This window comes from Mycobacteriales bacterium (assembly GCA_035550055.1).
Taxonomy (GTDB): Bacteria; Actinomycetota; Actinomycetes; order JAFAQI01; family JAFAQI01; genus DASZTV01.
On sequence record DASZRO010000018.1, the window covers coordinates 94,729 to 117,788 of the forward strand.

At 69.7% G+C, this 23,060-nt stretch carries 26 protein-coding genes; 6 read left to right on the plus strand and 20 right to left on the minus strand.

From position 1 onward, the window contains the following. Positions 1–14 precede the first annotated feature (14 nt). From VG899_02770 to VG899_02780, 3 genes are read left to right on the plus strand one after another with little or no spacing between them, the layout of a single operon-like run. Complete coding sequence (locus VG899_02770) at positions 15–1,154, plus strand: NAD(P) transhydrogenase subunit alpha (GenBank protein HWA65275.1); 1,140 nt, start codon at positions 15–17, stop codon at positions 1,152–1,154. Further along, entirely contained in the window at positions 1,151–1,462 is a 312-nt protein-coding gene (locus VG899_02775; protein HWA65276.1) for an NAD(P) transhydrogenase subunit alpha, read from the plus strand. The genes VG899_02770 and VG899_02775 overlap by 4 nt, the downstream gene beginning before the upstream one ends. Then, on the plus strand, positions 1,459–2,868 hold the full coding sequence (locus tag VG899_02780; GenBank protein ID HWA65277.1) for an NAD(P)(+) transhydrogenase (Re/Si-specific) subunit beta: 1,410 nt from the start codon (positions 1,459–1,461) through the stop codon (positions 2,866–2,868). The genes VG899_02775 and VG899_02780 overlap by 4 nt, the downstream gene beginning before the upstream one ends. A 16-nt stretch (positions 2,869–2,884) precedes the next feature. Here VG899_02780 and VG899_02785 read toward each other — a convergent pair whose 3' ends face one another. Genes VG899_02785 through VG899_02835 form a run of 11 tightly spaced genes read right to left on the minus strand, consistent with a single transcriptional unit; the run spans position 2,885 to position 13,514 of the window. Then, positions 2,885–4,108 (minus strand): cytochrome P450, encoded by a 1,224-nt coding sequence (locus VG899_02785; protein HWA65278.1) that lies wholly within the window; start codon positions 4,106–4,108, stop codon positions 2,885–2,887. Continuing rightward, the gene (locus VG899_02790; protein ID HWA65279.1) at positions 4,105–5,601 is read right to left on the minus strand and encodes an ABC transporter substrate-binding protein; all 1,497 of its coding nucleotides are present in this window, start codon (positions 5,599–5,601) and stop codon (positions 4,105–4,107) included. The genes VG899_02785 and VG899_02790 overlap by 4 nt, the downstream gene beginning before the upstream one ends. Then, entirely contained in the window at positions 5,598–6,017 is a 420-nt protein-coding gene (locus VG899_02795; GenBank protein ID HWA65280.1) for a carboxymuconolactone decarboxylase family protein, read from the minus strand. Before VG899_02795 ends, VG899_02790 begins: the two co-directional genes overlap by 4 nt. After that, on the minus strand, positions 6,010–6,891 hold the full coding sequence (locus VG899_02800; GenBank protein ID HWA65281.1) for an NAD(P)-dependent oxidoreductase: 882 nt from the start codon (positions 6,889–6,891) through the stop codon (positions 6,010–6,012). Before VG899_02800 ends, VG899_02795 begins: the two co-directional genes overlap by 8 nt. Then, on the minus strand, positions 6,873–7,427 hold the full coding sequence (locus VG899_02805) for a nuclear transport factor 2 family protein (GenBank protein HWA65282.1): 555 nt from the start codon (positions 7,425–7,427) through the stop codon (positions 6,873–6,875). Before VG899_02805 ends, VG899_02800 begins: the two co-directional genes overlap by 19 nt. Beyond that, positions 7,427–7,624, minus strand: coding sequence for a ferredoxin (locus VG899_02810; GenBank protein HWA65283.1), 198 nt, complete (start codon positions 7,622–7,624; stop codon positions 7,427–7,429). The genes VG899_02805 and VG899_02810 overlap by 1 nt, the downstream gene beginning before the upstream one ends. Continuing rightward, entirely contained in the window at positions 7,621–8,976 is a 1,356-nt protein-coding gene (locus tag VG899_02815; protein HWA65284.1) for a cytochrome P450, read from the minus strand. Before VG899_02815 ends, VG899_02810 begins: the two co-directional genes overlap by 4 nt. Positions 8,977–9,015: 39 nt before the next feature. Further along, positions 9,016–10,209, minus strand: a complete 1,194-nt coding sequence (locus tag VG899_02820; GenBank protein ID HWA65285.1) for a cytochrome P450 — start codon at positions 10,207–10,209, stop codon at positions 9,016–9,018. Continuing rightward, on the minus strand, positions 10,206–10,787 hold the full coding sequence (locus VG899_02825; GenBank protein HWA65286.1) for a helix-turn-helix domain-containing protein: 582 nt from the start codon (positions 10,785–10,787) through the stop codon (positions 10,206–10,208). Before VG899_02825 ends, VG899_02820 begins: the two co-directional genes overlap by 4 nt. Positions 10,788–10,806: 19 nt before the next feature. Beyond that, a complete protein-coding gene (locus VG899_02830; protein ID HWA65287.1) occupies positions 10,807–12,078 on the minus strand; it encodes a hypothetical protein in 1,272 nt (423 codons plus the stop codon). 23 nt (positions 12,079–12,101) lie between these two features. After that, positions 12,102–13,514, minus strand: a complete 1,413-nt coding sequence (locus VG899_02835; GenBank protein ID HWA65288.1) for an MFS transporter — start codon at positions 13,512–13,514, stop codon at positions 12,102–12,104. A 77-nt stretch (positions 13,515–13,591) separates the two neighbouring features. On the opposite strand from VG899_02835, the gene VG899_02840 reads away from it, so the two are divergent. Genes VG899_02840 through crcB form a run of 3 tightly spaced genes read left to right on the plus strand, consistent with a single transcriptional unit; the run spans position 13,592 to position 14,924 of the window. Further along, complete coding sequence (locus VG899_02840; GenBank protein HWA65289.1) at positions 13,592–14,056, plus strand: MarR family winged helix-turn-helix transcriptional regulator; 465 nt, start codon at positions 13,592–13,594, stop codon at positions 14,054–14,056. Between the two features lie 41 nt (positions 14,057–14,097). Further along, entirely contained in the window at positions 14,098–14,556 is a 459-nt protein-coding gene (locus VG899_02845) for a CrcB family protein (GenBank protein HWA65290.1), read from the plus strand. Beyond that, positions 14,556–14,924 (plus strand): fluoride efflux transporter CrcB, encoded by a 369-nt coding sequence (gene crcB, locus VG899_02850; GenBank protein ID HWA65291.1) that lies wholly within the window; start codon positions 14,556–14,558, stop codon positions 14,922–14,924. The genes VG899_02845 and crcB overlap by 1 nt, the downstream gene beginning before the upstream one ends. Here the strand turns inward: crcB and VG899_02855 are convergent. The 9 genes from VG899_02855 to pdxH form a co-directional block, all read right to left on the minus strand. Further along, entirely contained in the window at positions 14,910–15,287 is a 378-nt protein-coding gene (locus tag VG899_02855) for a potassium channel family protein (protein ID HWA65292.1), read from the minus strand. The two genes, crcB and VG899_02855, sit on opposite strands and share 15 nt — an antisense overlap. Continuing rightward, positions 15,284–15,646 carry a hypothetical protein gene (locus VG899_02860; protein HWA65293.1) on the minus strand — a complete coding sequence of 121 codons (363 nt, stop codon included), beginning with the start codon at positions 15,644–15,646 and terminating at the stop codon, positions 15,284–15,286. Before VG899_02860 ends, VG899_02855 begins: the two co-directional genes overlap by 4 nt. An 18-nt stretch (positions 15,647–15,664) precedes the next feature. After that, positions 15,665–16,396 (minus strand): pirin family protein, encoded by a 732-nt coding sequence (locus VG899_02865; protein ID HWA65294.1) that lies wholly within the window; start codon positions 16,394–16,396, stop codon positions 15,665–15,667. A 45-nt stretch (positions 16,397–16,441) separates the two neighbouring features. Continuing rightward, on the minus strand, positions 16,442–17,791 hold the full coding sequence (locus tag VG899_02870; GenBank protein HWA65295.1) for an FAD-binding oxidoreductase: 1,350 nt from the start codon (positions 17,789–17,791) through the stop codon (positions 16,442–16,444). Beyond that, a complete protein-coding gene (gene serA, locus VG899_02875) occupies positions 17,788–19,005 on the minus strand; it encodes a phosphoglycerate dehydrogenase (GenBank protein ID HWA65296.1) in 1,218 nt (405 codons plus the stop codon). Before serA ends, VG899_02870 begins: the two co-directional genes overlap by 4 nt. A gap of 75 nt (positions 19,006–19,080) precedes the next feature. After that, entirely contained in the window at positions 19,081–20,319 is a 1,239-nt protein-coding gene (locus VG899_02880; GenBank protein HWA65297.1) for a C40 family peptidase, read from the minus strand. A 104-nt stretch (positions 20,320–20,423) separates the two neighbouring features. Beyond that, positions 20,424–21,092, minus strand: a complete 669-nt coding sequence (locus VG899_02885; GenBank protein ID HWA65298.1) for a UdgX family uracil-DNA binding protein — start codon at positions 21,090–21,092, stop codon at positions 20,424–20,426. Continuing rightward, entirely contained in the window at positions 21,089–22,387 is a 1,299-nt protein-coding gene (locus VG899_02890; GenBank protein ID HWA65299.1) for an MFS transporter, read from the minus strand. Before VG899_02890 ends, VG899_02885 begins: the two co-directional genes overlap by 4 nt. Continuing rightward, entirely contained in the window at positions 22,384–23,040 is a 657-nt protein-coding gene (pdxH, locus tag VG899_02895) for a pyridoxamine 5'-phosphate oxidase (protein HWA65300.1), read from the minus strand. Before pdxH ends, VG899_02890 begins: the two co-directional genes overlap by 4 nt. Between the last annotated feature and the right edge of the window lie 20 nt (positions 23,041–23,060).

The window sequence follows — 23,060 nt, forward strand, 5'->3', positions numbered from 1 at the left end:
TTAAGGTCGAAACCGTGCTGGTCGGCGTCGTCAGGGAAGCTGCCGCCGGCGAGCGACGGGTCGCACTCACTCCTGACGCCACGCGCCGGCTGGTCGACGACGGCGTGCAGGTCGTGGTCGAGTCCGGCGCCGGGAGCGGCGCCTGGTTCGACGACAGCCAGTACCTCGACGCGGGCGCTTCGACCGCCGACGCGGCGAGCCTTCGCCGCGACTGTGACGTCCTGCTCTGCGTCGGACGTCCCGACTTCACCGCGATCCCCGACGGCAAGACCGTGATCGGCCTGCTCGCGCCGCTGCTCGATGCACCGCTGATGGCACGAGTCGCGGCCCGCCGCATCACCGCGATCAGCCTCGACGGACTGCCGCGCACGTTGACCCGTGCGCAGGGCATGGATGCGCTGACCTCACAGGCGAACATCGCGGGGTACCGCGCAGTCCTCGTGGCGGCCGAGCATTTCGACCGGTTCTTCCCCCTGCTGATCACCGCTGCGGGAACCTCCAAGCCCGCAGAGGTTCTGGTCCTGGGCGCCGGCGTCGCTGGCCTGTCCGCGATCGGTACGGCGCGACGTCTCGGCGCGATCGTCCGCGGCTACGACGTACGACCGGCCAGCAGCGAGGAGATTCGCTCGCTCGGCGCGCAGCCGGTCGAGCTCACTTCGGTCGCCCAGGGAGCCGGTGAGGGCGGGTACGCACGAGCGCTTACCGACGACGAACAGCGAGCCCAACAAGACGAGTTGGCCGGCCACATCGCAAAGCACGACATCGTGATCACGACCGCCCATGTCCCCGGCCGCCGGCCCCCGCTGATGGTGACCGCTGCGGCGATCAATGCGATGCGCCGCGGCTCGGTGATCGTCGACATGGGTGCCTCCGACCTCGGCGGCAACGTCGAGGGATCGCAGCCTGGGGTGGTCACCGTCACAGACAACGGGGTGACGGTGGTCGGTGCGGGCGACCTGCCCTCACGCATGGCCACGGCAGCGAGTACGGCGTACGCCCGCAACATCAGCGGGCTGCTGCGTCACTTTCTGGTCGACGGCGTCGTCACGATCGATCTCAGCGACGAGATCACCGCGGGTGTCGTCGTCACCCACGACGGCGCCGTCGTACACGCCGCGACTGCGGCGTTGCTCGAGGAGAAGGGGCAGCAATGACCGGCTCGTTCGTCGGGGACATGACCATCTTCGTGCTCGCTCTGCTCGTCGGGTTCGAGGTCATCAGCAAGGTCCCGGCGACGCTGCACACTCCGCTGATGTCGGGCGCCAACTCGATCCACGGCGTCGTCCTGGTGGGTGTGGTGATCCTCTCCGGCGAGACGCGCGGCCTGCTCGGCTACATCCTGTTGTTCGTCGCGGGTGCATTCGCGGCGGCGAACGTCGTCGGCGGCTACGTCGTCACTGACCGGATGCTTCAGATGTTCAAGCGCCGTCCCGTCGTACCGGGCAAGGACCAGCCCTCGTGACGCACTGGGAGACCGGCATCCGGTTCGCCTCGCTGTTCGGCGCGGTCTGCTTCGTGCTCGGTCTGCACCTGATGAACTCCCCCGCGACGGCCCGGCGGGGCAACGAGCTGTCCGCGTTCGGCATGGTCGTCGCGGTCGCCGCGGTGTTGCTCAACGTCGGCCACGGCGACGACGGCGCGGTCATGACCGGCACCCGGTGGGCGGTCCTGCTCGCCGGCGCGGCGGTCGGCGGCGCGTGGGGTCTGTACGCCGCACGGACCGTCCGGATGACGTCGATGCCGCAGCTGGTGTCGTTGTTCAACGCGGTCGGCGGCGGCGCCGCGGCGCTCATCGCGATCGCCGAGTACGACATCCACACTCACCCCAGCGCCGGCACCGCGACAGCAACGGTGCTCGACGTGGTGATCGGCGGGGTGACCTTCACCGGGTCGGTGCTCGCGGCCTTGAAGCTGCAAGGGCACCTGTCCCACCCCGTCGCGTTCCCGGGGGCCCGGCTCGCCTCCGGTCTGTTCGTCGCGGCCGCGGCGGCGGGCAGCGGCTGGGTGATCGCCGGAGCGGACCGCAAGCTCGTCCTGCTCGCCGTCGTGGTCGCGGCCATGATCTTCGGCGTGCTGATGGTGCTTCCGATCGGCGGCGCCGACATGCCCGTCGTCATCTCGTTGCTGAACGCGTTCACCGGGACCGCGGTCGCCATGGCCGGTTTCGTGTTGTCCAACGCGACGTTGACGATCGCCGGCGCTCTCGTCGGGGCATCCGGTTCGATCCTGACCAAGCTGATGGCCGACGCGATGAACCGATCGGTGGTCAACATCATCGCCGGCGGGTTCGGCACCGGCGACGCCGGCGCGGACACCGCCGGCGGCGCGAGCGGCCCGGTCAAGGCGATCGCGGTCGATGACGCTGCCCTCCAGCTCGCCTACGCGAGCAAAGTGATCATCGTGCCGGGCTACGGGCTGGCCGCCGCCCAGGCTCAGCACGAGTGCCGCGAGCTCGCCGAGGTCCTCGAGTCCCACGGCGTCGACGTCAGCTACGCGATCCATCCGGTCGCGGGACGGATGCCGGGCCACATGAACGTGCTGCTCGCCGAGGCCAACGTTCCCTACGACCAGCTCAAGGAGATGGAGGAGATCAACTCGGAGTTCGACCGTACTGACGTTGCGCTTGTCATCGGCGCCAACGACGTCACCAACCCGGCGGCGCGGCGGCCGGGCAACGCGGTCTCCGGGATGCCGATCCTCGACGTCGACCACGCGAAGTCGATCATCGTGATCAAGCGGTCGATGGCCTCCGGCTATGCCGGGATCGACAACGAGCTCTACAGCGACCCGAAGACCTCGATGTTCTTCGCGGACGCGAAGCAAGGGCTTGCCGCCCTCGTGGCCGCCGCCAAGACACTGGTCGCCTAGCCGGCCGCTGCCCTTCTCAGCCTCGGCTGCCTGCGGCAGGGCTGAACCGCACCGGCATCGACTCGTAACCCGACACGAAGTTCGCCGGACGGTACGCCGGCTCGGCGTCGTCGACCAGCGCGATGTCCGGGAGCCGCCGCAGCAGCGTCTCGAAGAAGCACACCAGCTCGAGGCGAGCCAGGTTGTTCCCGAGACAGAAGTGAGTCCCGATGCCGAACGCAACGTGGTCGTTCGGCGTACGCCCGATGTCGAACCGGAACGGGTCGACGAAGACCGACGCGTCGCGGTTCGCCGAGGGATAGAGCAGCAGCAGCTTGTCGCCGGCGGCCAGCCGTTGGCCGCCGACCTCGGTGTCGGCGACGACGGTGCGTGCCATGTTCTTGATCGGACTCACCCACCGCAGCATCTCCTCGACCGCCAGCGGGATCCGGGTCGGGTCGTCGATCAGGGTCTGTTTCGCCTCGGGGTTGCGTAGCAACTGGTAGAGCCCACCGCTGATCACGTGGCGAGTGGTCTCGTCACCGCCGATCAGGATGAGCAGGGCGTCGTGGATGACGTCTTCGAGGTTGACGTCCTCGCCGTCCGTGCCGCCCTGCACCAGCAGGCTCACCAGGTCTTCTCCCGGTGCGCGCCGCCGATCCTCGATCGCCGCCGTCGCGAACTCGCGGAAGCCGGCGTAGGCCTGCGCCGCCGGCAGCATCGCCTCCGGGTCGGCGTTGCCGACGAGTGCCTTCAGCATGTCGTCTGACCACTCGAGCAGAGACCGCCGCTGCGACTCCGGGAAGCCGAGCATGTCGCCGATGACGTGCATCGGCAGCCACGCGGCGAGATCGCGGACCGCGTCGCACTCGCCGCGTTCACAGACGTCGTCGATGATCCGTTCGCACCACGCGTTGATCGGCTCCACCGAGTCGGCGAGGCGGCGGGGCGTGAAGCCGCGGTTGACCATGTTGCGGCGGCGTTTGTGCTCCGCACCGTCCTGGTCGATCATCATCGGGATCGCGGCGTTGTCGGGACGGATCCCCCCGCCGTTGCAGAACTGCTCCGGGTGCAACGAGACGTACTTGAGGTCGGCATGGCAGGCGATGCCCCACACCTGGCCGTCCCAATAGACCGGAGCGTTCTCCCGCAGCCAGGTGAGCTCCCCGTGCGGGTTTCGCCCCCAGAACTCGCCGCTGACGAGGTCGATCGCCGGATTGACCGGGTGGTCGCCCTTGGCGAGTGTCGTACCGGCGGTCATCCGCCCGACCTCGGCAGGAAGCGGCCGTCGCAGCGGTAGCCGGTGGCAGGGTCGTCCACGCGCTCAAAGCCTCCGTTCTCGAGCTTCCACAGGATGTAACAGTGTGGCCCGCCCTTTGCGCTCGGATCGACCGGAGCGATCAAGCCGTTGGAGTCGAAGTTCTTGATCCGGCGCAGCGAGGCCAGCAGCGTCTTGCGGTCGAGAGTCGGTCCGGCGGTCTCGGCAGCCTGCTCCAGCATCCGGTCGTCGGCCCATGCGTACATCGCGTAGAGGTTGATCGGCTGTCCCGGATAGGTCCGCGTGAACCAGTACTGGAAGAGCTTGACCTCCGGTGTCTCGTCGGCGGGGTCGGTGTTGAAGAACAGGGCGTAGGAGTTCCAGCCGAGGATTCCGTTGAGGTCGGACTTCGCTCCTGCGTAGTCGCTGAGGAACGCCTGGTCATAGGCGATCGGGATGATGTTGATCAGACTCGACGGGCAGCCCGCCTGGCGTTCGTTCTGGATCATCGTCGCGGCATTGCCCGCCGGCTCGGTCAGCTCGAACAGCACCTGGATGTGCTCCTGCTGGCACAGCTTGACGAAGTCGCCCTGGAAGCTGCTGTTCGTCGGCTGCTCCAGGATGCTGTCGACGAAGTGCCATCCCTCTGCTTGCGCCGAGTGGACCATGTTGGCCTGTTGCGCGACCGCCGACGGGATGTTCTCGACGATCGACCCCACGTGGTCGAGCTTCGTCCCGAACTTCTGCTTGTAGTAGCGGAACATGCCGGTGGAGAACCCGCTGCCGCCGGCGGAGATGTCGAAGTGGTTGGGCGGGGTGTAGGCGGTCGGATCGAGGGCGACGTGGATGTCGGCGACACCAGGGTTTGCCTTCACGATCGAGGCGCCGCAGCCGTCGTAGAGGGCGAAGGTGCCCGACAGCGCGAAGCTCCTCCCGATCAAGCTCTGTGTCGCGTTCTCGTCCTGCGTGCAGCTCGCCGCGTCGTCGACCACGTCCACCTTCACCTGCCGACCGCAGATGCCGCCGGAGGTGCTGTTCACGTAGTTCGCGAACGCCTCGCCGCCTTGGACTGCTCCTTCGAACAGCCCGGACACCGGGCCGCTGAGCGTCGCGACCTCGCCGAGGGTCATCGTCGTCGCGGTCAAGCCGACGTCGGTCCCGCCCGAACAGCTCTGCGCCACCGGAGCGGTCGCCACCGGTGTGGTTGACGGACGTCCGGGATTCGCAGCCGAGCCGGTCGTCACACCTGCCGGCGCGCTGGGCTGCGACACAACGCCTGGTACGCCGGAGGGCGCGGCGGAGGCCACCGCGCTCGCCGACGCGACCGCAGCCACCGCCGGCGGCGGCGCGACCGCTCGGTCGTTCAGGACCGCGTGCTCTGCCTGGCTGCGCACGTCGCCGGGCAGCCGGGCGCCGCACGCAGTGGACAGCAGCCCGACCAGGGCGGCCGCCACGCGCAGCCGGCCACCGCGCCGCAGTCGGGTGCGGGTGCTCATCGCCGGTCGTCACCGGATCCCGGAAAGGCACGCTTGGCGCCGCGACCGCGGTGCGCCGAGACCCGCTCCTCGACCACCCCGTTCAACGACGAACCCCGCGGCCAGCCCACGTAGTGGGTGAGGAAGACGACGACCTCACGCAGCTCGGCTGCGGTCATCTCGTCGTTGGACAAGATCGCGTCCACCTGGATCGGCAGCACCGACCATTCGCCGAGCGCCGCGATCACCCCGAGCAGCAGCATCCGGCGGTCGCGGATCGACAACCCGTCGCGCGACCAGACCTCTCCGAAGAGGTGGTCCACCGTCATCGCGAAGAAGTCACCCGCCACCTCGGGCACGTCGTCCCAGGCATAGACCTCTGCCATCCTCGCCTTGCCCTGCGCATGGCGCTGGGCGCGATCGACGTCCTCAGTCATGCGCACCCTCCCGAGGCACTCGCAGCGCCGCCGCCAGCGACGCCAGTCCGAGCCGCCCGAACGGCAGGTCCACGCCCAGCGCGGCGCCGAGGTCGAGGGCGTGTTGCAGGTCCTTCTCGCCGAGCTCGCGGGTGTGCTCGAAGATCGGCCGCAGCGGGTCGTCATCGGCGTACGGGTCCTGCGTCGGCGAGATCATGACCACGGACGGGCCGCCGATGACGGCATCGCTGTGGCGGATCGCGGCGGCGAGATCGAGCACGTCGACGCCCGCGGCATGAGCGAGTCGCGCCACCTCGCCGGTCGCGGCGTAGCCGACGAACTGGAGCAGGTTTCGGACGACCTTCGCGCGGATTCCCGCTCCCGAAGCCCCGAAGTACAGCAACAGCGACGCCCAGCGTTCGAACACCGGCTTCGCCCGCTCGTAGGCAATGCGGTCTCCGCCCGCCATCGCGACGAGCTGCCCGGAGTCGGCACCCGCCGGGCCGCCGGTCAGCGCGACGTCCAGGACCGCCACGCCGCGCTGCTCCCCGGCGGCGGCCAGTGCGGGCGCCGTCTCCACGTCGATCGTCGAGTGCACCGCGATCACAGTCCCCGGTGCCGCGTGCTCGATCAGCTCCTTGACGACCTCACGCACCTGCGCGTCGGTCAACACGACGACCGAGATCACGCTCGCGGCCGACGCCAGGTCACGCAGATCGCCAGCGGCTCGGGCGCCGGCATCGACGAGCGGAGTCGCGGCCGCCGGGTCGACGTCGTACACCGACAGACCACCAGGCCAGTCGATGAGGCGCTTTGCCAGCGCTCCGCCCATGTTGCCCAGCCCGACGACTCCGACGCCGACGGCCGCCGCCTCACTCACGGCAGGGGCGGCCACAGCGGAGCGGGAAGCTCACCGCGGCGGTAGTGTCCCGGCAGCCGTTCGCCGCTGGCGGCGCGTTCCATCCGCGAGCGCATCCCGTCCGACAGCACGCCGGCGTTGATCATCTCGAAGAACAGCGAACCGGCGTTCATGTGGTCGAAGAAGTCCCGCTGCCAGGCCCACCCCTGCGGGCTGTAGCCGAACCAGCTCGCACCGAAGCCGGCGACTTCGTACGGCGAGCCGTCGGGTCGGGTCACGTCGGCGACCTGCTTCCAGAACCCGATGATCATCCCGGCACGGTCGTCGATCATCGTCGCCTGGTACGGGTAGCTCCACCCCTCGAGCCCTTCCATCTCGAGGCCGAGCGCCTTCTCCCGGATCTCGTCGCGACCGACCGCCATGAACTCGTCGTTCGCACCGCAGTTCCAGCCGTACGTCGCGTCGGGTGCGAAGAACTCGGCCAGCGCCGACCAGTCGCGATTCGCCTCGCACGACTTGTTGGCGTCCAGCCAGCGCTGCCAGAACGCCTCCATCTCGGTGCGGTCGGGCATCAGTAGCCTCCCTCGATCGTCAGCGCGCGTGTGGGGCAGTACGTCACCGCCAGCCGAACCGCCTCTTCGTGCTCGGGCGGCACGGAGTCGACGAGCAGCTCGACCTGGTCGGACCTGCCGACCTGGAAGACCTCGGGCGCCTCGAGCTCGCACATGGCATGGCCCTGACACAGGTCACGATCGACGCTGACTCTCATGACGCCCTCCGGGGACGCACGCGAACGGCACAGGGCTGCTGGAGCTGGACCACCATCTTGGAATGATCATTGCGGTAGGAGTCGGCCGGCTGCGCCAGCTCGAAGCGGTAGTCGCGCAGCAGCACCGAGAAGATGGCCTTCAGCTGCATCATCGCGAACGCCGCTCCGACGCAGCGATGACGGCCACCACCGAACGGGATCCAGGTCCACGGGTTGAGGTCGTCCTCGCGTCGCGGATCGAGATAGCGCGACGGATCGAAGGTGTCGGCGTCGGGAAAGTCCGGGGTGAGCCGGTTCGAGATCGCCGGGCTCGCCGCCACCAGGTCACCTTTGCGGACCGCGTAGCCACCGACCGCCAGGTCCTCGGTCGCGACACGCAGCAGCAGGATCAGGGGCGGATGCAGCCGAAGCGCTTCCTTGATCGCAGACTCGAGCCGCGGGATCTCCCGCAGGGCCTGGAAGCTGACAGCTGACCCGTCGGCGTACAGCTCGTCGAGCTCGGCGGTCACCGCGGCGAGCTCATCGGGATGGCGCAGCAGCTCGATCAGCGTCCAGGCCGCGGTGCCCGACGTCGTGTGGTGGCCGGCGAACATCAGCGAGATGAACATCCCCGTGATCTCGTCGGCGGTGAACCGCGGCTGGTCGTCGACGGTGAGCGACATCAGTACGTCGAGCAGGTCTTTGTCGCCGGTCACCGCGCCCGACGTGCGGGCGGCCATGATGCCGACCACCAGGTCGACGAGCGCCAGCCGCGCTTCGTCTCGTCGACGGAAGCTTTCAATCGGCGCATACGCGTCGACGTAGGCGAGCGCGTCGGTTCCGCGCTCGAGATCGTGGTAGTAGCTCGCGAACCGGCCGTCGAGCTGCTCGCGGAACTTCTGCCCGATCAGGCAGGCCGAGGACGTGTAGATCGTGAGCTCGGCGAAGAAGTCGAGCAAGTCGATCGTCCGTTCACCCGACCAGTCGGCAACCGCCCGCTCGACTTCCGCCGCGATGACCTCGGCGTGGCCCTTCATCTGCGGGCCTCGCAGCGACGAGTTCTTCAGCATCTCGGCGCGGCGTTCGGGCGGCGCGTCGAACACCACGCCCTGACCGAAGATCGGGGTCATGAACGGGTACGCCGCGCCTTGGTCGAGCAGCTCGTCCGGTGCGCGGAAGTACCACTCGTTGACCTCCTTGCCGCAGACCAGCACGACGTCGCGGCCGGCCAGCTCGAAGCTGCCGACCTCACCGCACTCGTCGTGCACGCGACGCATCAACCCGATCGGGTCGCAGCGCAGCTCCTCGAGATGGCCGTGTTCGTGCTCACCTCCGGACACCCGTGGTGGACGCGGCAGGGTCGGGCTCAGCATTGCGCGGCCGCCGTCATCGCAGCTCCTCGTGGTCGGATCTCATTGCAACGTCACCGACGTCGGCAGGTGCGCGAAGCCGCGCACGTTGACCGAATGGACCCGGTGCGCGTTCGCCTCGTCCACGTCGTAGCCCGAGACGCGCGACACCAGCTGTTCGAGCACGACCTTCGCCTCGAGCCGGGCGAGTGAGGCTCCGAGACAGAAATGCCGGCCCGACCCGAAGCTGAGCAGTTCGGAGGTGTCACGGTCGAGGTCATACCGGTCGGGTTGCGGGAACACCCGCTCGTCCCGGTTCGCCGACCCGATGAGCAGCAACACCCGCGAGCCGGCGGGCATCGTCACGTCCGCGACCGTCACGTCGGTGGTCGTCGTACGCGCCAGCATCTGTGTCGAGTTGTCGTAGCGCAGCGTCTCCTCGACCCACGCCGCCACTGCGGCGCGGTCACCCAGCGGCTTGGCCAGCTGTTCGGGGTGACGCCATCCCCAGTACCAGCAGTGTCCGAGCAGCTTCGTCGTGGTCTCGTTGCCGGCCACGACCATGAGGAACAGGAACGCGCCGAGCTCGTCGTCGCTGAGTCGTTCACCGTCGATCTCCACGTCGAGCAGCGCCGAGGTGAGGTCGTCTCGCGGTTGTCTGCGCCGGGTCGCAATCAGCTCCAGGTAGTAGACCGCGAGCTCGATCGAGGCGGCCGCTGCCGCTTGCGGCACGTCGTACACACCGTCGTCTCGGTGGACGACGACGTCGGCGAGGCGCCGCAGCTCGGCCCGGTCCGCCGTGGGCACCCCCAGCAGCTCGGACACCACGTCCATCGGCACCTTGCCGGCAACGTCCTCGATGAAGTCGAACGTGCCCCGCTCCAGCGCCGGCATCAGATGTGCGTCCGTGATCGCGCGCACCCGCGGCTCCAGGTCCTGGACGCGCCGTGGCGTGAACCCCTTCGACACCAGCCGTCGCATCCGGCCGTGGCGCGGCTCGTCCATGGCGAGGAACGACATCACCCTGGCGGCCTGCGGTCCGGTCGCCGCCGGGTCGAGCGAGACCCCGTCGGCACTGGAGTACCGCTCGTCATCACGGAACGCCGCCGCCACGTCGGCGTGGCGGGAGATCGCATAGAACCCGTGGTCGGTGTTGCGGTAGACCGGCGCGTGCGCGCGCAGCACCGCGTAAGTCGGATACGGGTCCTCGTGGATCGCATAGTCGTACGGGTCGTACGCCGGAACGGTCGACGTCATCGCGGTTCCGTCATCAACGCGGTTGCGTCCGCCATCAGCGAGGGCAGATCGTCGTACCTCGCATAACCCATGCCGGCCGAGAGCAGCGCCCCGATGAACGTGAACGTCAGGACCGCAGCAACCCGAGAGTCCTCGTCGCGGCCGAGCGCGTCCGCGAGCCGCTTGCCGATCGCGGAGCCGATTCGGTCGCGCAGGACCTGCACGTCGGCGTCGTGCGCGAGCAGGGCCGTCGTGACGCCCGCGGCGAGCTCCGGCTCGTCCGCGACGAGCAACGCAACCGACCGCATCGCGTCAGCGACGCGATCCGCCCGCCGCTGACGTCGGCTCGGCGCCGGCGGGTCGAGCGCGTCGAGCCGGCGCCAGAAGACCTCCGTCAGCAGGTGCTCCTTGCTCGCGAAGTACGTGTACGCCGTCGCCGGCGACACCCCAGCCCGGCGCGCGACCGCGCGCACGGTCAGACCGTCGAAACCGGTCTCGGTGACCTCGGCCACCGCCGCGTCGACGAGTGCGGTCACGGTGTCCGCCTGCCGACGCGCGAGCGCCCGACGGGGCGCCTCCGAGGCGGCCGGACTGGACACGTGTCCAGACACTAGACCGTCAGGGCGAGGTTGTGAAGCCGGCCTGCCGGGAAGGCTCGCGGAACCGGAACGCGGCACCACTGCTGATCTTGGCGATGCTCAGCTCGGGCGGCTCGGCGATCGGCGCAGCCTCCGGGTCGAGCCGGATCCGATAGGAGTGGAGCTCGCCGGCAGCCGGCGTCGTCGGGGTCAGCCGGGCGTGAGGGTCGAACGCCGCGACGATCTGGGCGAGCGCGGCGTCGACCGCGCCACCGAGGGCAGTGACCCAGGTGAGCGCGTCACCCTCCTGCGCGGCCGCACAGTCGCGAAAGCCGAGCCGCACCGCGTCGCCGTCGATCTCGACCGAAGCTGCGACGTAGCGACGCGGGGCGAGCATCGGATGGAGCGCCAACATCGTCGCGAGCCCAGAAAGATCGCCGGCGAGGCCGAGTGCGTCGCGCAGCCGCTGCGCGGTCAGCCCGCACCAACCGGTCAGCAGCCGCGGCAGGATCTGCGCCGCCCGGTCTGCGCCGAGACGGCGACTCACGCTGAGCAAGAGAGAGCGCAGCAACAGGTGGCTCTGCAGCGCGAACTCCTCGCAAGCCACCTCGAGGGCGGACCGCGAGAAGTCCTCCAACCGAAGGTCCGGATCGAAAGGACCGCTGTAGTCGGTGCGTCCGGCGCCGCCGGCGGAGTCGGGCGAGCGGACGTCGAGCTGCGCTGCCCGGGACCGGGCGACCTCCGCTTCGAGCGGGTGCGGCGCGACAGGAGCAGCCGCGGCGGTGATGTCGATGCGCCAGTGGCAGTGGGGAGTGCGGCCGGCGGGGACGCGCGGCGGCCGGTGCAGCGGCCGGATGGCGGCACGCGGATTGGTCGCTGCTGCTGTCGCGTCGAACGTCGGATCCTCGATCGTGTGGCACATCCCGTGAACGAAGTCCACGCCCATCGGCTCGACGTCCATCAGCGCGCCGCAGTGCGCCAGCCAGAACTCCGCGTGCTCGGCGTCGATCAGCCGGAAGCGGAAGTCCATGAACTCGTGCGGCGCGCCGATGTCGAGCTGCAGGTTCTTGCAGATCGTCTCCACACCGTCGCCGGGGAAGCGCAGCGCCTGCTGCATCCGCCGCGAGTAGACCGGACTGGCTGCCATCCACTCGTCGATCGCGATCTGCTGCATCTCCTCGCGCCCGACGCTCTCCATCACCAGCGCCATGCCGACCCGGTCCTGCAGATGGCCGTGCAGCAACCACTCCCGTCCGAGCACCGCAAGGGTCGGGTGATCCAGATCGGACAGGTACGGCGCGGCCGGGCTCACGGCTCCCGGACGCTAGTGGGCGGTCACTGCGCGAGCAAGCCGAAGCAGCCCAGGACGGCGAAGCCGACCAGCGGCCACGCCAGTCCGCCCGATGCGGTGAAGGTGAGCACGGCGAGCGCCGTACCGGCGGCCGTGCCGAGCCCGCGCGTCATGTTGAGCAGCCCGGCCACCGCGCCCGAGGTGCCGGTCGGCGCCGCGAGCATCACCGAGCGGTTGTTCGCCGGGGTGAACGTGCCGATGCCGAGTCCGACTGCACCCAGCGTCAGCGCGAGCACCGGGCCGGCCGGACGCGTCACGGCGGTGATCGCCAGCGCAGCGACCGTCAGCATCAGCCCTGATCGAGCCACTCGGCTCGGCATCCGGTCGGCGAGGCGACCGGCGAGCGGCGCCGCGACTCCGATGCCCAGCGGCAGTGCCGCGGTGAGCAAACCGACTGCGGTCGTGCCGAGATGACGATCGCGGGTCAGGAACAGCGGCACCACCACCAGCGTCCCGAACAGCGCGGCGTATCCGCACAACGCTGCCGACAGCCCTCGTCGCAGGCCTGGCGCGCTGAGGACGACCGGCTGCACGAGCGGCGCGGCGCTTCGACGCTGGTGTCGCCCGGTCACGATCGCGACGACGACCGCCGTCGCGCCCGCGACACCCGCCGCGACCCCGTCGCGCGACTGGCCGGCAAACGACATCGCCAGCAGCCCGACCGCGACCGCGGCGACGAACAGCGCGATGCCGCGCGGGTCGATCCGGCGGGCAGGTGCGAGGTCACGACTGCGCGGCAGCAGCATCGCAGCGGTGCCCAACCCGACGATCCCAGCGGGCACGTTGACGAGGAACAGCAGCCGCCAGCTGCCCGCTGACAGCAACAGCCCGCCGAGCGCCGGGCCTCCCGCGAGGCCGATCGCCTGCGCAGCTGCCTGCAGCCCGACCATTCGGCCCAGCCGGGCGCGCGGCGCCACCGCCGCGATCAGCGCGACACTGTTCGCCTGCATCAGCGCCGCGCCGACCGCCTGCACGACCCGGCAGCCGCACAGCGCGGGTAGGTCAGGGGCGATGGCGCATGCGGCACTGGCCGCGGCGAACACGGCGAAGCCGGCGATGTAGAGCGCCTTGCGGCCGACGCTGTCCGCCCACGCACCGATCGGCACGACCAGCGCGACGAGGGTCAGCACGTAGGACAACGACACCCACTCGACCGCTCCGACGCTCGCATGGAACGAGCCGGACATCCGGGGCAGCGCAACGCTGACGATGCTGGCGTCGAGTTGGCCCATGAACGCGCCGATGCACACCGTCGCGACGGCGAAGATCGGCGCTCGCGGCGATGCCGCGATCCGGCGGGGCCGGGCCGGCTCGAGCAAGCTGAGCAGGCGATAACCCGGCACACCCTGCGGTGGCCCGACCCTCCCGAGTCCAGCACCGACCGGCTGATTCTGCATATTGATACTGTAACAGGATGTTTCTGCCTTAGGAATGCCCTGCGACCGAATAGCACCTGCGGCCGTACGATGCGCAGATGCCCGCCTCCCGCCGGTCGACCACCGCCGACCTGGACGCGCTGGCCGACGTCGTCACCAGGCTCCGGCGCGCGCTGCGCCGCGTCGTCCGCTCGGACCTGCCGTTCGAAACGCTGCCGATGGCTCAGATCGAGGTGATGCAGCTACTGGCTGAGCGACCAGGGCTGCGCGCCGGCGAGGTGGGCGAGGCGCTGCTGCTCGCGCCGACCACCGTCAGCACGCTGATCGGGACGTTGCTCGCGCAGGACCTGATCGATCGCCAGCCGGATCCGGCGGATCGCCGCGCGTGGCGGTTGGTGCTCACCGCGGAGGGTGAAGCCCGCCTCGCCGACTGGCAGCAGTCCAACCGCCGGGTCATGCGCTCAGCCGCGAGCGGCTTGGCCGACGAGGACCTGGTGGCGCTACGCAACGCACTGCCCGCGCTCACCCGGCTCGTCACGGAACTGGACGGAAACCGCCAGTGAGTCAGGGAGCCGATCCCAGCCGGTGGCCGGTCGACCCCGATGTGACGGCCGACGATGCCGCAGCGCCCCGGCACACGCTCATCGACGCGCGACGGGTGGCCGTCGTCTTCGCAGGTGGCCTGGTCGGCGGGTGTGCACGGTACGAAGCGGTCACCCACTGGGCGAGCGCTGCGGGCCGGTTCCCGTGGTCCACGTTCGTCGTGAACACGGTGGGCGCGTTCGTTCTGGGCGTCCTGGTCGTCGTCGTGTCGGAGGTCCTCGGACCGTCGACGTACGCCCGACCGTTGATCGGCGCCGGGTTCTGCGGCGCGCTGACCACCTTCAGCTCCGTCGCGGTGCAGTTCGACGAGCTCGCCGCGCACGGACATCTCGGCCTCGGCTGCGGCTACCTGTTCGCAAGCCTCGTCGCCGGCCTCGTGGTCGCGGCGACAGGTGTGTGGTTCGCTCGCCGGCTGCCCCCGACCGCAGCGCGGCGCGCCCTGACCGCAGAGCCTGGCTGATGGTCCTCGCGCTGCTCGTCTCGCTCGCCGCGGCACTCGGCGCGGTCGGCCGCTACACGCTGGACACAGCGGTCCAACGCCGTCATCGATCCGCGCTGCCGTGGGGCACGTTCGTCATCAACGTGACGGGGTCGTTCGTACTAGGCCTCGTGACCGGCATCGCCACTCATCACGGCTTCCCCAGCCGTGCGACGACGACCATCGGCACCGGCCTGTGCGGCGGTTACACCACCTGGAGCACCTTCCTCTGGGAGTCCTTCGCCCTCGCCGAGCAAGGCCGGCCGCTCGCTGCGGCGAACAATGTGCTCGGCAGCCTCACCATCGGATTGGCCGCCGCGGCTGCCGGGCTTGGTCTAGCTCTGCTTTAGGTGCGGCGGGACCAGATGGTCCGGGAGCTCGTGGTCCACCCCGAGGTGCTCCTTGATGTGGTGCAGGTGGGCGAGCGCCTCGGCGTGGAGCTTCGAGGCGTGCATCGTGGTCAGTGACGTCGTCAGCAGCGAGAAGGTCGCCGCGAACAACGGAATGACCGTCAGCATCACGAGTACGGCGATGACCCGGCCGGTGCTCGTGTGCGGAGTGATGTCGCCGTACCCGACGGTCGTCGCGGTCGTGACCGACCAGTACAGCCCGGTGGCGACCGAGATGTTCTCGACGGCGGCGAACCAGATCGCGCCGATCACGTCGAAGCCGACCGCCGCGGCGATGGTGACCAGTGCGGCTCGGCGGTTCATGTGTCCGCCTTCACGGCCAGCGCGGCGTGGTGGGCGGCGTGCGCCTCCTCGACGCTGACCGGCCCGGCCGCCGGATGGTGCTTGCGGCACAACAGGTGCCCTGCCGCGGTCGGCCGTTTGAGCTGGATCCGCGGGCAACCGGGGATCTCACAGTTGTGGTGGCGGATCAGCAGCACCAAGCCGCCGAGGAGAGGCAGGTCTCCGAGGATGATCGCGCCGGAACCCGACTCGAACGCATACCAGCGACTCGCCTCGTTCTTCACGCCGAGGAACTGGATGAAGCCGTCCCACCAGACCACCATCGCGGCCAGGCCCACGACGACCAGCACCAGCCCGACCGTCAGGTTTCGTTTGGGCATGGCCTCAAAGTAAGGCCATCAGCCAACGGTGGCGTGCATCTCCCACACCAGAATCTCCGCGTCCGACGACGCCGTCACACGGCGTTCGCCGGCCGCGGTGAGCCGCGCCGCATCCCCTTCGGAGAGCACGCCCGTGGCCTCGACGTCGACCGAGCCGACCGGAACGAACAGGTGAACGTAGGGCGCATCGGGCACCGTGACCGCCTCCCCCGGTCGCAGCCTCGCGGCGTACAGCGCGGCGTGACGGTTCCCGATCCGGATCGCGGCCTCGTCGCGATGGCGCGCCATGCCGGAGGCGACAATGGTCAGCCGTCCTTGCAGCTGATCCGGGGCAATCTCCAGCTGCTCGTAGCCCGGTGTGACGCCCGCGGTGTCAGGCAGCACCCACATCTGCACGAAGTGAACCGGCTCGTCGGCGCCGGGTGCCCTGACGTCGTTCTTCTCCGAGTGCAGGATGCCGGTTCCGGCGCTCATGCGCTGCGCGAGCCCCGGATAGAGCACCCCCGAGTTGCCTTCCGAGTCCTGATGCACCAGCGACCCACGCAACACCCACGTCACGATCTCCATGTCGCGGTGCGGGTGCGTCTCGAAGCCCGTGCCCGGCGCGACGATGTCGTCGTTGTTCACCAGCAGCAGCCCGTGATGGGTGTTCGTCGGGTCGTAGTGCGACCCGAACGAGAAAGAGTGCTTCGAGTCCAGCCACGAGATCTTCGTACGATCCCGGTCGACGGCCCGGCGGATCTGCGTCATCTCCGGCACACCCGGTCAACCAAGACCGGGACGTGCACATTCCGGCTAGAGCAGGACTCCCGGGTTCAGCAGACCGGCGGGATCGAGGGCCGCCCTGATCGCCCGCATGACGGCGATCTCGTCGGCCGACCGAGACAGCCCCAGGTACTCCGCCTTCGCGCGGCCGACCCCGTGCTCCGCGCTGATCGAGCCGCCGAAGGCGGACACCAGCTCGAGGACGGCGCCTTCCACCTCCGCGTCCCGATCGAGGGCGTCGAGGACGTTGACGTGCAGATTGCCCTCGTTGACGTGGCCGAACAGCACGAGGCGCGCGTTGGGCGCGGCCGCGGCGATCGCTCCGGGAAGGTCGTCGACGAGCTCGGCCAGCCGGCCGATCGGCACCGCGACGTCCAGCTTCACCGGCACGCCGTTGGCGTTGATCGATTCGGTGTGCGCCTCGCGGTAGCGCCACAGCGCGGCGCGGCCTCGCGCGTCTCCCGCGACCGTCGCATCGAGTACGACGTCGCCCGCCTGCTCGATCGCTGCGAGAAGCTCGTCGGACGGGTCTTCGCTCGCGGCGCACTCGAGGACGACGTACGCGCCGTGCTCGTCGGGGAACGGCGCCGGCAACCCGGTGTGCTCGCACACCATCGCCAGGCCCGTTGGGTAGAACAGCTCGGCCGCTTCGAGGTCCGGCAGCGCCCGGGCAGCGCGTACCAGCTCGACCGCGTCGGAGGTCGACCCCACGGCGACGAGGGCGACCGCGCGCGCAGAGTGCAGCGGATGCAACCGGAGCCGGACTCGGGTGAGGACGCCGAGCGTGCCCTCGGCACCGGCGAGCAGCGACATCAGGTCGTAGCCGGTGTTGTCCTTCGGCAATCCCGCCAGCCGGGTGAGCACGCTGCCGTCCGCCAGCACGGCCTCGATGCCGGCGACCTGAGCGCGCATCGTGCCGTACCGCAGCACGCGTTCGCCGCCTGCGTTGGTCGACACCATTCCGCCGATCGTGCACGACTCCCGCGCCGCGAAGTCCACACCGACGTCGAAGCCGCTCGGCCGCACCGCTTGCTGCACGCTGGCCAGCGTCGCCCCGGCACCGACGGTGATCTGGGCGGCAGCCCGGTCGATCTCGTCCACCGCTGACAACCGTCTCGTGCTCAGCAGCACCGCGCCGTCGACCGGGACCGAGCCACCTACGAGCCCAGTGTTCCCGCCCTGCACGCACACCGCGACACCCGCCTGACGGCAGGTCGTCACGACCGCGGCCGTCTCGGCGGTGTCGGCCGGACGGACCACGAGTCGGGCGTTAGCGCTGAACCGGCCGGTCCAGTCCGACTCGTACGACGCGCGCATGTCCCCGTCGAGCAGCACGTGGGACTCGCCGACGATCTCGGCGAGCGTTGCCTCGAGGGTCACGACAGGACGCGGAGCCGGACGGTCTCCGGCATGGCCGCGAGCTCGGCCGGCACGTCCGACGGATAGTCGACGCCGATGTCGGTGATCACGTAGCCGAGCTCACCGCGGGTCCCCAGCAGCTGTCCCTCGATGTTGACCTTGTTCTCCGCGAGGACGCCGTTGATCGTCGCCAGGACGCCGGGAACGTTCTGGTGGAGGTGCGCGATGCGGTGGCTGTCCGGTCGAGACGGCAGGACGAGATGCGGGAGGTTGACGCTCATCGTCGTCGTACCGTCGACGACGTAGTCACGCAGCTTGCCCGCGACGTAATGGCCGATGTCCTGCTGTGCCTCCTCGGTCGAGCCGCCGATGTGCGGCGTGAGGATGACGTTGGGCAAGTCGCGCAGCACCGAGACGAACTCGTCGCCCTGCGCCTTCGGCTCCTCGGGGAACACGTCGACCGCGGCACCCGCGATGTGCCCGCTCTCCAGATGCGCACGCAACGCGTCGTGGTCGACGAGGAAGCCACGGGACAGGTTGAGGAACAGGCTGCCCGGCTTCATCAGCGCGAACTGGTTCTCGCCGAACATGTCGGCGTTCGTCGCCCGCCCGTCGACGTGAAGCGTGACGATGTCCGACGTGCTGAGCAGCTCGTCGAGTGAGCTGCAGCGGCGCGCGTTGCCGAGCGCCAGCTTGTCGGCGGTGTCGAAGTACGACACGGACATGCCGAGCGCCTCGGCGATCACCGACAGCTGCGCGCCGATGTTGCCGTAACCGACGATCCCGATCCGACGGCCCCGAATCTCGTGCGCTCCCGTTGCCGACTTGTCCCACACCCCCGCGTGGAGGTCGGCGTTCTTCTGCGTCAGTCGGCGGGTGAGCGCGATGATCTCCGCGATCGCGAGCTCGACCACACTGCGGGTGTTGGAAAACGGCGCGTTGAAGACCGCGATCCCGCGCGACGATGCCGCCGGCAGGTCGATCTGGTTCGTGCCGATGCAGAACGCGCCGATCGCGAGCAAGGAGTCGGCGCCTTCGAGAGCTGCCTCGGTCACGTCGGTCTTCGAGCGGATCCCGAGCAGCGACACGCCGCGAAGGCGATCGGCGAGCTCCGCGGGGTCGAGCGCACCTTTGGCCGTCTCGACGTCGAAGCCTTCGGCAGCGAGCGCGGACGCCGCGTCCGGATGCACGTTCTCGAGCAACAACGCGCGAAGCGGCCCAGCCTGTGCAGTCAACGGATTTTCCCTTGGATCAAAGGCGTTTTCGAGCCTTCAATCCTACCCGTCGGGGGTCAGCCGACGGCCAGCGCATTACGCGAGCTCGGCACCGATCGCCGGATCCACCCGGACGACGCCCGCCAGGTCGTTGAGCGGAACCGGCACGTACTCGACGTACTGCCCGGTGTGGGGTGCGACGACCATCATCCCGTTGCCCCAGTAGATCGCGACGTGGTCGACGTCGGTCGGATCGCTCTTGTTGTAGTGCCAGAACAGCAGGTCACCGGGCCGGGCGTCGGCGTACGGCACGTGTGGACCGGTGAAGAACTGCTCCTCCGACACTCGCGGCATGGCGATACCGGCCTGCGCGAACGCCCACTGCACGAGCCCCGAGCAGTCGAAGGCGGACGGGCCGGCCGCGCCCCAGACGTAGGGCAACCCGATGCGGCTCTTCGCCGCGTTGAGGAAGTTGTAGATCTGCAGCCGGGTCAGGAACTCGCCCGCGTCCCGGGTGACGATGACCTCACGTAGCAGCTCGACGTGCACGCCGTGGCCCAGCATCTCCAGGGCCGTCTTGCGCAGCTTCAGCGGATCCGCTTTCGGCGCACTGATCAAGGCGCCGGTGTCGTCGGCCAGGCCGACCTGCGCCGCGCGCGCGGCGGACATCACGGCGTCGACCCCCGCCATGCCGACCGACGCGAACGCTCCGATCCGGATCGAGGTCAGGCCGCGGCGGCTGCCCACCGGCACGGTTCCGCCGAGCGGCAGGTTGGTGTTCTCCCCCATGTCGAAGGATGCGGCGAGCTCGCCTTGCTCGATGGTCTCCCACAGCGGGTTGCTGTCGGCGGTCAGCTTCGGCGTCCAGGACCGGAACGTCGTCGGGTCCACGCCGAGGACGAACGCCTTGTGCCCTTCGATCTGCGCGTGACCGGCCATCACCGTCTCCACCCGGCGTACCCCGGACAGCTTGTCGAGCCGTCGCACCTGGCGGGCGCTGAGCGGGCGCTTGTCGGAGACCAGCAGGGTCGCCGAGACGAGATGGCGGCGTTGATGAGCGGGCAGCGGTACGGGGGTCGAGCCGGGGGCTATCAGCTGGCCGAGGTCGCCGGCCGGCGCCGGCGGGAGCGGCTCGTCGGCGCTCGCGGTGTGGTGATGCTTCGTGACGAGGGCGGCGGTCACCGCCGTCGCGCCGGTCCCGACGGTGAGCACCGCGAGGAGCACAAGCACGAGCCCACCGGTCGTGGTTCGCAGCGGCAGCCATCCGGACGCGTGGCGCCGCCACGCGTCACGGGCACCCGTCACGGCGCGGCGCGGCGAGGTGAACCTGGGCATCCGCGGCGCGAACCTCCTTGCCCCCGTAGCTCTGCGTCAATTACAACGGCAGATCTCGGCGAAGGTTGACCACAGCGCGTCGGAACCGGGCCGATGAAGCGCCGCTACCCGGCCAGCGCGGATGCGGCGACTTTCAGATCTGCGACCAGTCCAGCGTATGCGGCGTCTCGGTCGTCGGCGCGCAGCACGGCCGACGGATGCAGGGTTGCCATGGCGAACGCGGAGGCGGGCGCGCCGTCGTCGTCCAGGCCGGGAAACGCGTCGGGCTCGGCCGCGGATGCCGGCCACGGCATCAGGACGCCGCGGGAACGCGTCACCCGAAACGACGCTCCGAACAGCGCCCGTGCCGCGGTCGCGCCGAGCGCCACGACCACCTCCGGGGAGAGCACGGCGAACTCGGCGAGCAGCCACGGGCGGCACGCCGCTATGTCGGCGACATCGGGCGTCTGATGGATACGCCGCTTGCCGACTCCCGCCGACCGGAACTTGAAGTGCTTGACCGCGTTCGTCGTGTAGACGCCGGCCGGATCGATGCCGGCGTCGGCCACGGCCTGGTCCAACATCTTCCCCGCCGGACCGACGAACGGCTCGCCCCGGCGGTCCTCGATGTCCCCCGGCTGCTCGCCGACGAACACCATGCGCGCCCCGACCGGACCCTTGCTGAAGACGGTCTGGGTGGTGCCCTTGTAGAGCTCGCACCCGGTGCAGCCCAATGCCGCCTTGCGTAGCTTGTCGATGGTCGCGCCGGGCGGGACGAACTCCGCGGCGCTCACGGGACCGGGTCCTGCGCGTCGTACTTGGCGAACGACGGGTACTTGGCGACGAAGGCAAGCAGTCCCACGATGCAGGCGATACCCCCGGAGATCACCGAGAACTCGGTGCTGACCAGGCTGGCGACCGTCCCGGACTCCAAGTCGCCGATGCGCGGGCCGCCCGCGACGACGACCGTGAACACGCCCTGCAGCCGGCCGCGCAGCGCGTCAGGGGTCGCGACCTGGAGGATCGTGCTGCGGAAGACCGCGCTCACCATGTCCGCCGCACCGGCGACGGCCAGCAAGATGACGCCGAGCCAGAGCACGTGCGCCAAGCCGAACAACGCGATCGCGGCGCCCCACACCGCGATGGAGACGATCACGGCGAGGCCTTGGCGGCGGACTCGCCCGGACCAACCCGAGAACGACGCTCCGAGGAACGCCCCGATCGACGGCGCGGCGTAGAGCACGCCGGCGGTCTCCGCGCCGCCGTGGAACACCCCCGAGGCGAGCGCGGGGAACAGCGCACGCGGCATTCCGAACACCATCGCCACGATGTCGACGAGGAAGGTCATCATCAGGTTCTTGCGAGGCGCCAGGAACTTGAAGCCTTCGCCAACCGACTTGAAGCCCGCCTTGTGACTGACGCTGTCGGGTGGCAGCGGTGGCAGGCGCAGCACGGCGTAGAGCACCGCCGCGAACGACGCGACGTCGATCGCGTACGCCGCGCCGTACCCCGCGGCCCCGACGACGACGCCGGCCAGCAGCGGCCCGGCCGTCAGTGCGGTGTTCCAACCCAGCTGGCCGAGCGAGTTCGCCGCTGGGAGCAGGTCGGCGCGCACCAGCCGCGGGAGGGTCGCCCCGCGGGCAGCGGAGTCGACCGAGCTGACGCCCGCCTGCAGACCCAGCAACACGTAGATGATCGAGAGCCGGTTGAGGTGCGTATCGGCCTGGACCAGGAGCAGCGACGACGTCGTCAACATCACGAGGCTCGTCACCATGACGAGCTTTCGACGATCGACTGCGTCAGCGATCGACCCTCCGAGCAGGCCGAACACGATCAGCGGGACGACCGTCACCAGTCCGGTGATCCCCACGTCGAACGACGAGTGGGAGATGTGGAACACCTGGAGCTGCGCCGCGACGATCGTGAGCTGGCTGCCGATGTTCGACACCGCGTAGCCCGCCCACCAGCGCCGGTAGGTCGGGCTCTCCCGCAACGGCGTGAGGTCGGCGAACAGCCGCCGGCGGGTGCGCTCCTGAGATCCGGCCGGATCGTCCGGTGATGGCTCGTCCGGCGGGGTGACGTCGCTCACGGGTTGAGCCGCTCCACACGCCATCCCGCGGGGTCGCGGAGGTAGCGCAGCCGGTCGTGCAAACGATCGTGACGACCCTGCCAGAACTCGATGGTCTCGGGCACGACCAGGTAGCCGCCCCAGTCCGGCGGACACGGCACGTCGACACCGTCGTACGCCGCGGCCGTCTCGGCGACTCGGCGCTCGAGAGCCTCGCGGTCGGTCACGACGCGGGACTGCGCGCTTGCGGTCGCCGACAGCTGGGCGCCGCGCGGGCGCGTGGCGAAGTACGCCTCGGAGTCCTCACGCGCGACCTTGTGGGCGACGCCGTTGACGATCACCTGGCGCGCCAACGCGTGCCAGGGGAACAACAGGGCGAGCGCCGGCTGCCCGGCGATCGCGACGCCTTTGCGGGAGGCGTAGTTCGTGAAGAACGTGAAGCCGCGTTCGTCGGCGGCCTTGCAGAGAACCGTTCGGATGCTCGGCCTGCCGTCGAGGTCGACCGTCGACACCACCATCGCGTTGGCTTCCGCGAGGCCGGCGGCCTGCGCGTCGGCCAGCCAGCGGCGCCACAGCTCGATCGGCTCGGCGGGCAGGTCGGCCCTGCTCAAGCCGGCCGATTGGTAGTCACTGCGCAGCCGCGCGAGATCCACCGTCGACCCGGTCTCGCTCACGACTCCTGACGCTCTCACAC

Bases quoted from the DNA above. Each gene is read 5' to 3' on its own strand.
- VG899_02775 (HWA65276.1), top strand. From the start codon at position 1,151: ATGACCGGCTCGTTCGTCGGGGACATGACCATCTTCGTGCTCGCTCTG.
- VG899_02785 (HWA65278.1), bottom strand. From the start codon at position 4,108: ATGACCGCCGGTACGACACTCGCCAAGGGCGACCACCCGGTCAATCCG.
- VG899_02790 (HWA65279.1), bottom strand. From the start codon at position 5,601: ATGAGCACCCGCACCCGACTGCGGCGCGGTGGCCGGCTGCGCGTGGCG.
- VG899_02795 (HWA65280.1), bottom strand. From the start codon at position 6,017: ATGACTGAGGACGTCGATCGCGCCCAGCGCCATGCGCAGGGCAAGGCG.
- VG899_02805 (HWA65282.1), bottom strand. From the start codon at position 7,427: ATGCCCGACCGCACCGAGATGGAGGCGTTCTGGCAGCGCTGGCTGGAC.
- VG899_02810 (HWA65283.1), bottom strand. From the start codon at position 7,624: ATGAGAGTCAGCGTCGATCGTGACCTGTGTCAGGGCCATGCCATGTGC.
- VG899_02815 (HWA65284.1), bottom strand. From the start codon at position 8,976: ATGCTGAGCCCGACCCTGCCGCGTCCACCACGGGTGTCCGGAGGTGAG.
- VG899_02820 (HWA65285.1), bottom strand. From the start codon at position 10,209: ATGACGTCGACCGTTCCGGCGTACGACCCGTACGACTATGCGATCCAC.
- VG899_02835 (HWA65288.1), bottom strand. From the start codon at position 13,514: ATGCAGAATCAGCCGGTCGGTGCTGGACTCGGGAGGGTCGGGCCACCG.
- VG899_02840 (HWA65289.1), top strand. From the start codon at position 13,592: ATGCCCGCCTCCCGCCGGTCGACCACCGCCGACCTGGACGCGCTGGCC.
- crcB (HWA65291.1), top strand. From the start codon at position 14,556: ATGGTCCTCGCGCTGCTCGTCTCGCTCGCCGCGGCACTCGGCGCGGTC.
- VG899_02855 (HWA65292.1), bottom strand. From the start codon at position 15,287: ATGAACCGCCGAGCCGCACTGGTCACCATCGCCGCGGCGGTCGGCTTC.
- VG899_02860 (HWA65293.1), bottom strand. From the start codon at position 15,646: ATGCCCAAACGAAACCTGACGGTCGGGCTGGTGCTGGTCGTCGTGGGC.
- VG899_02865 (HWA65294.1), bottom strand. From the start codon at position 16,396: ATGACGCAGATCCGCCGGGCCGTCGACCGGGATCGTACGAAGATCTCG.
- VG899_02880 (HWA65297.1), bottom strand. From the start codon at position 20,319: ATGCCCAGGTTCACCTCGCCGCGCCGCGCCGTGACGGGTGCCCGTGAC.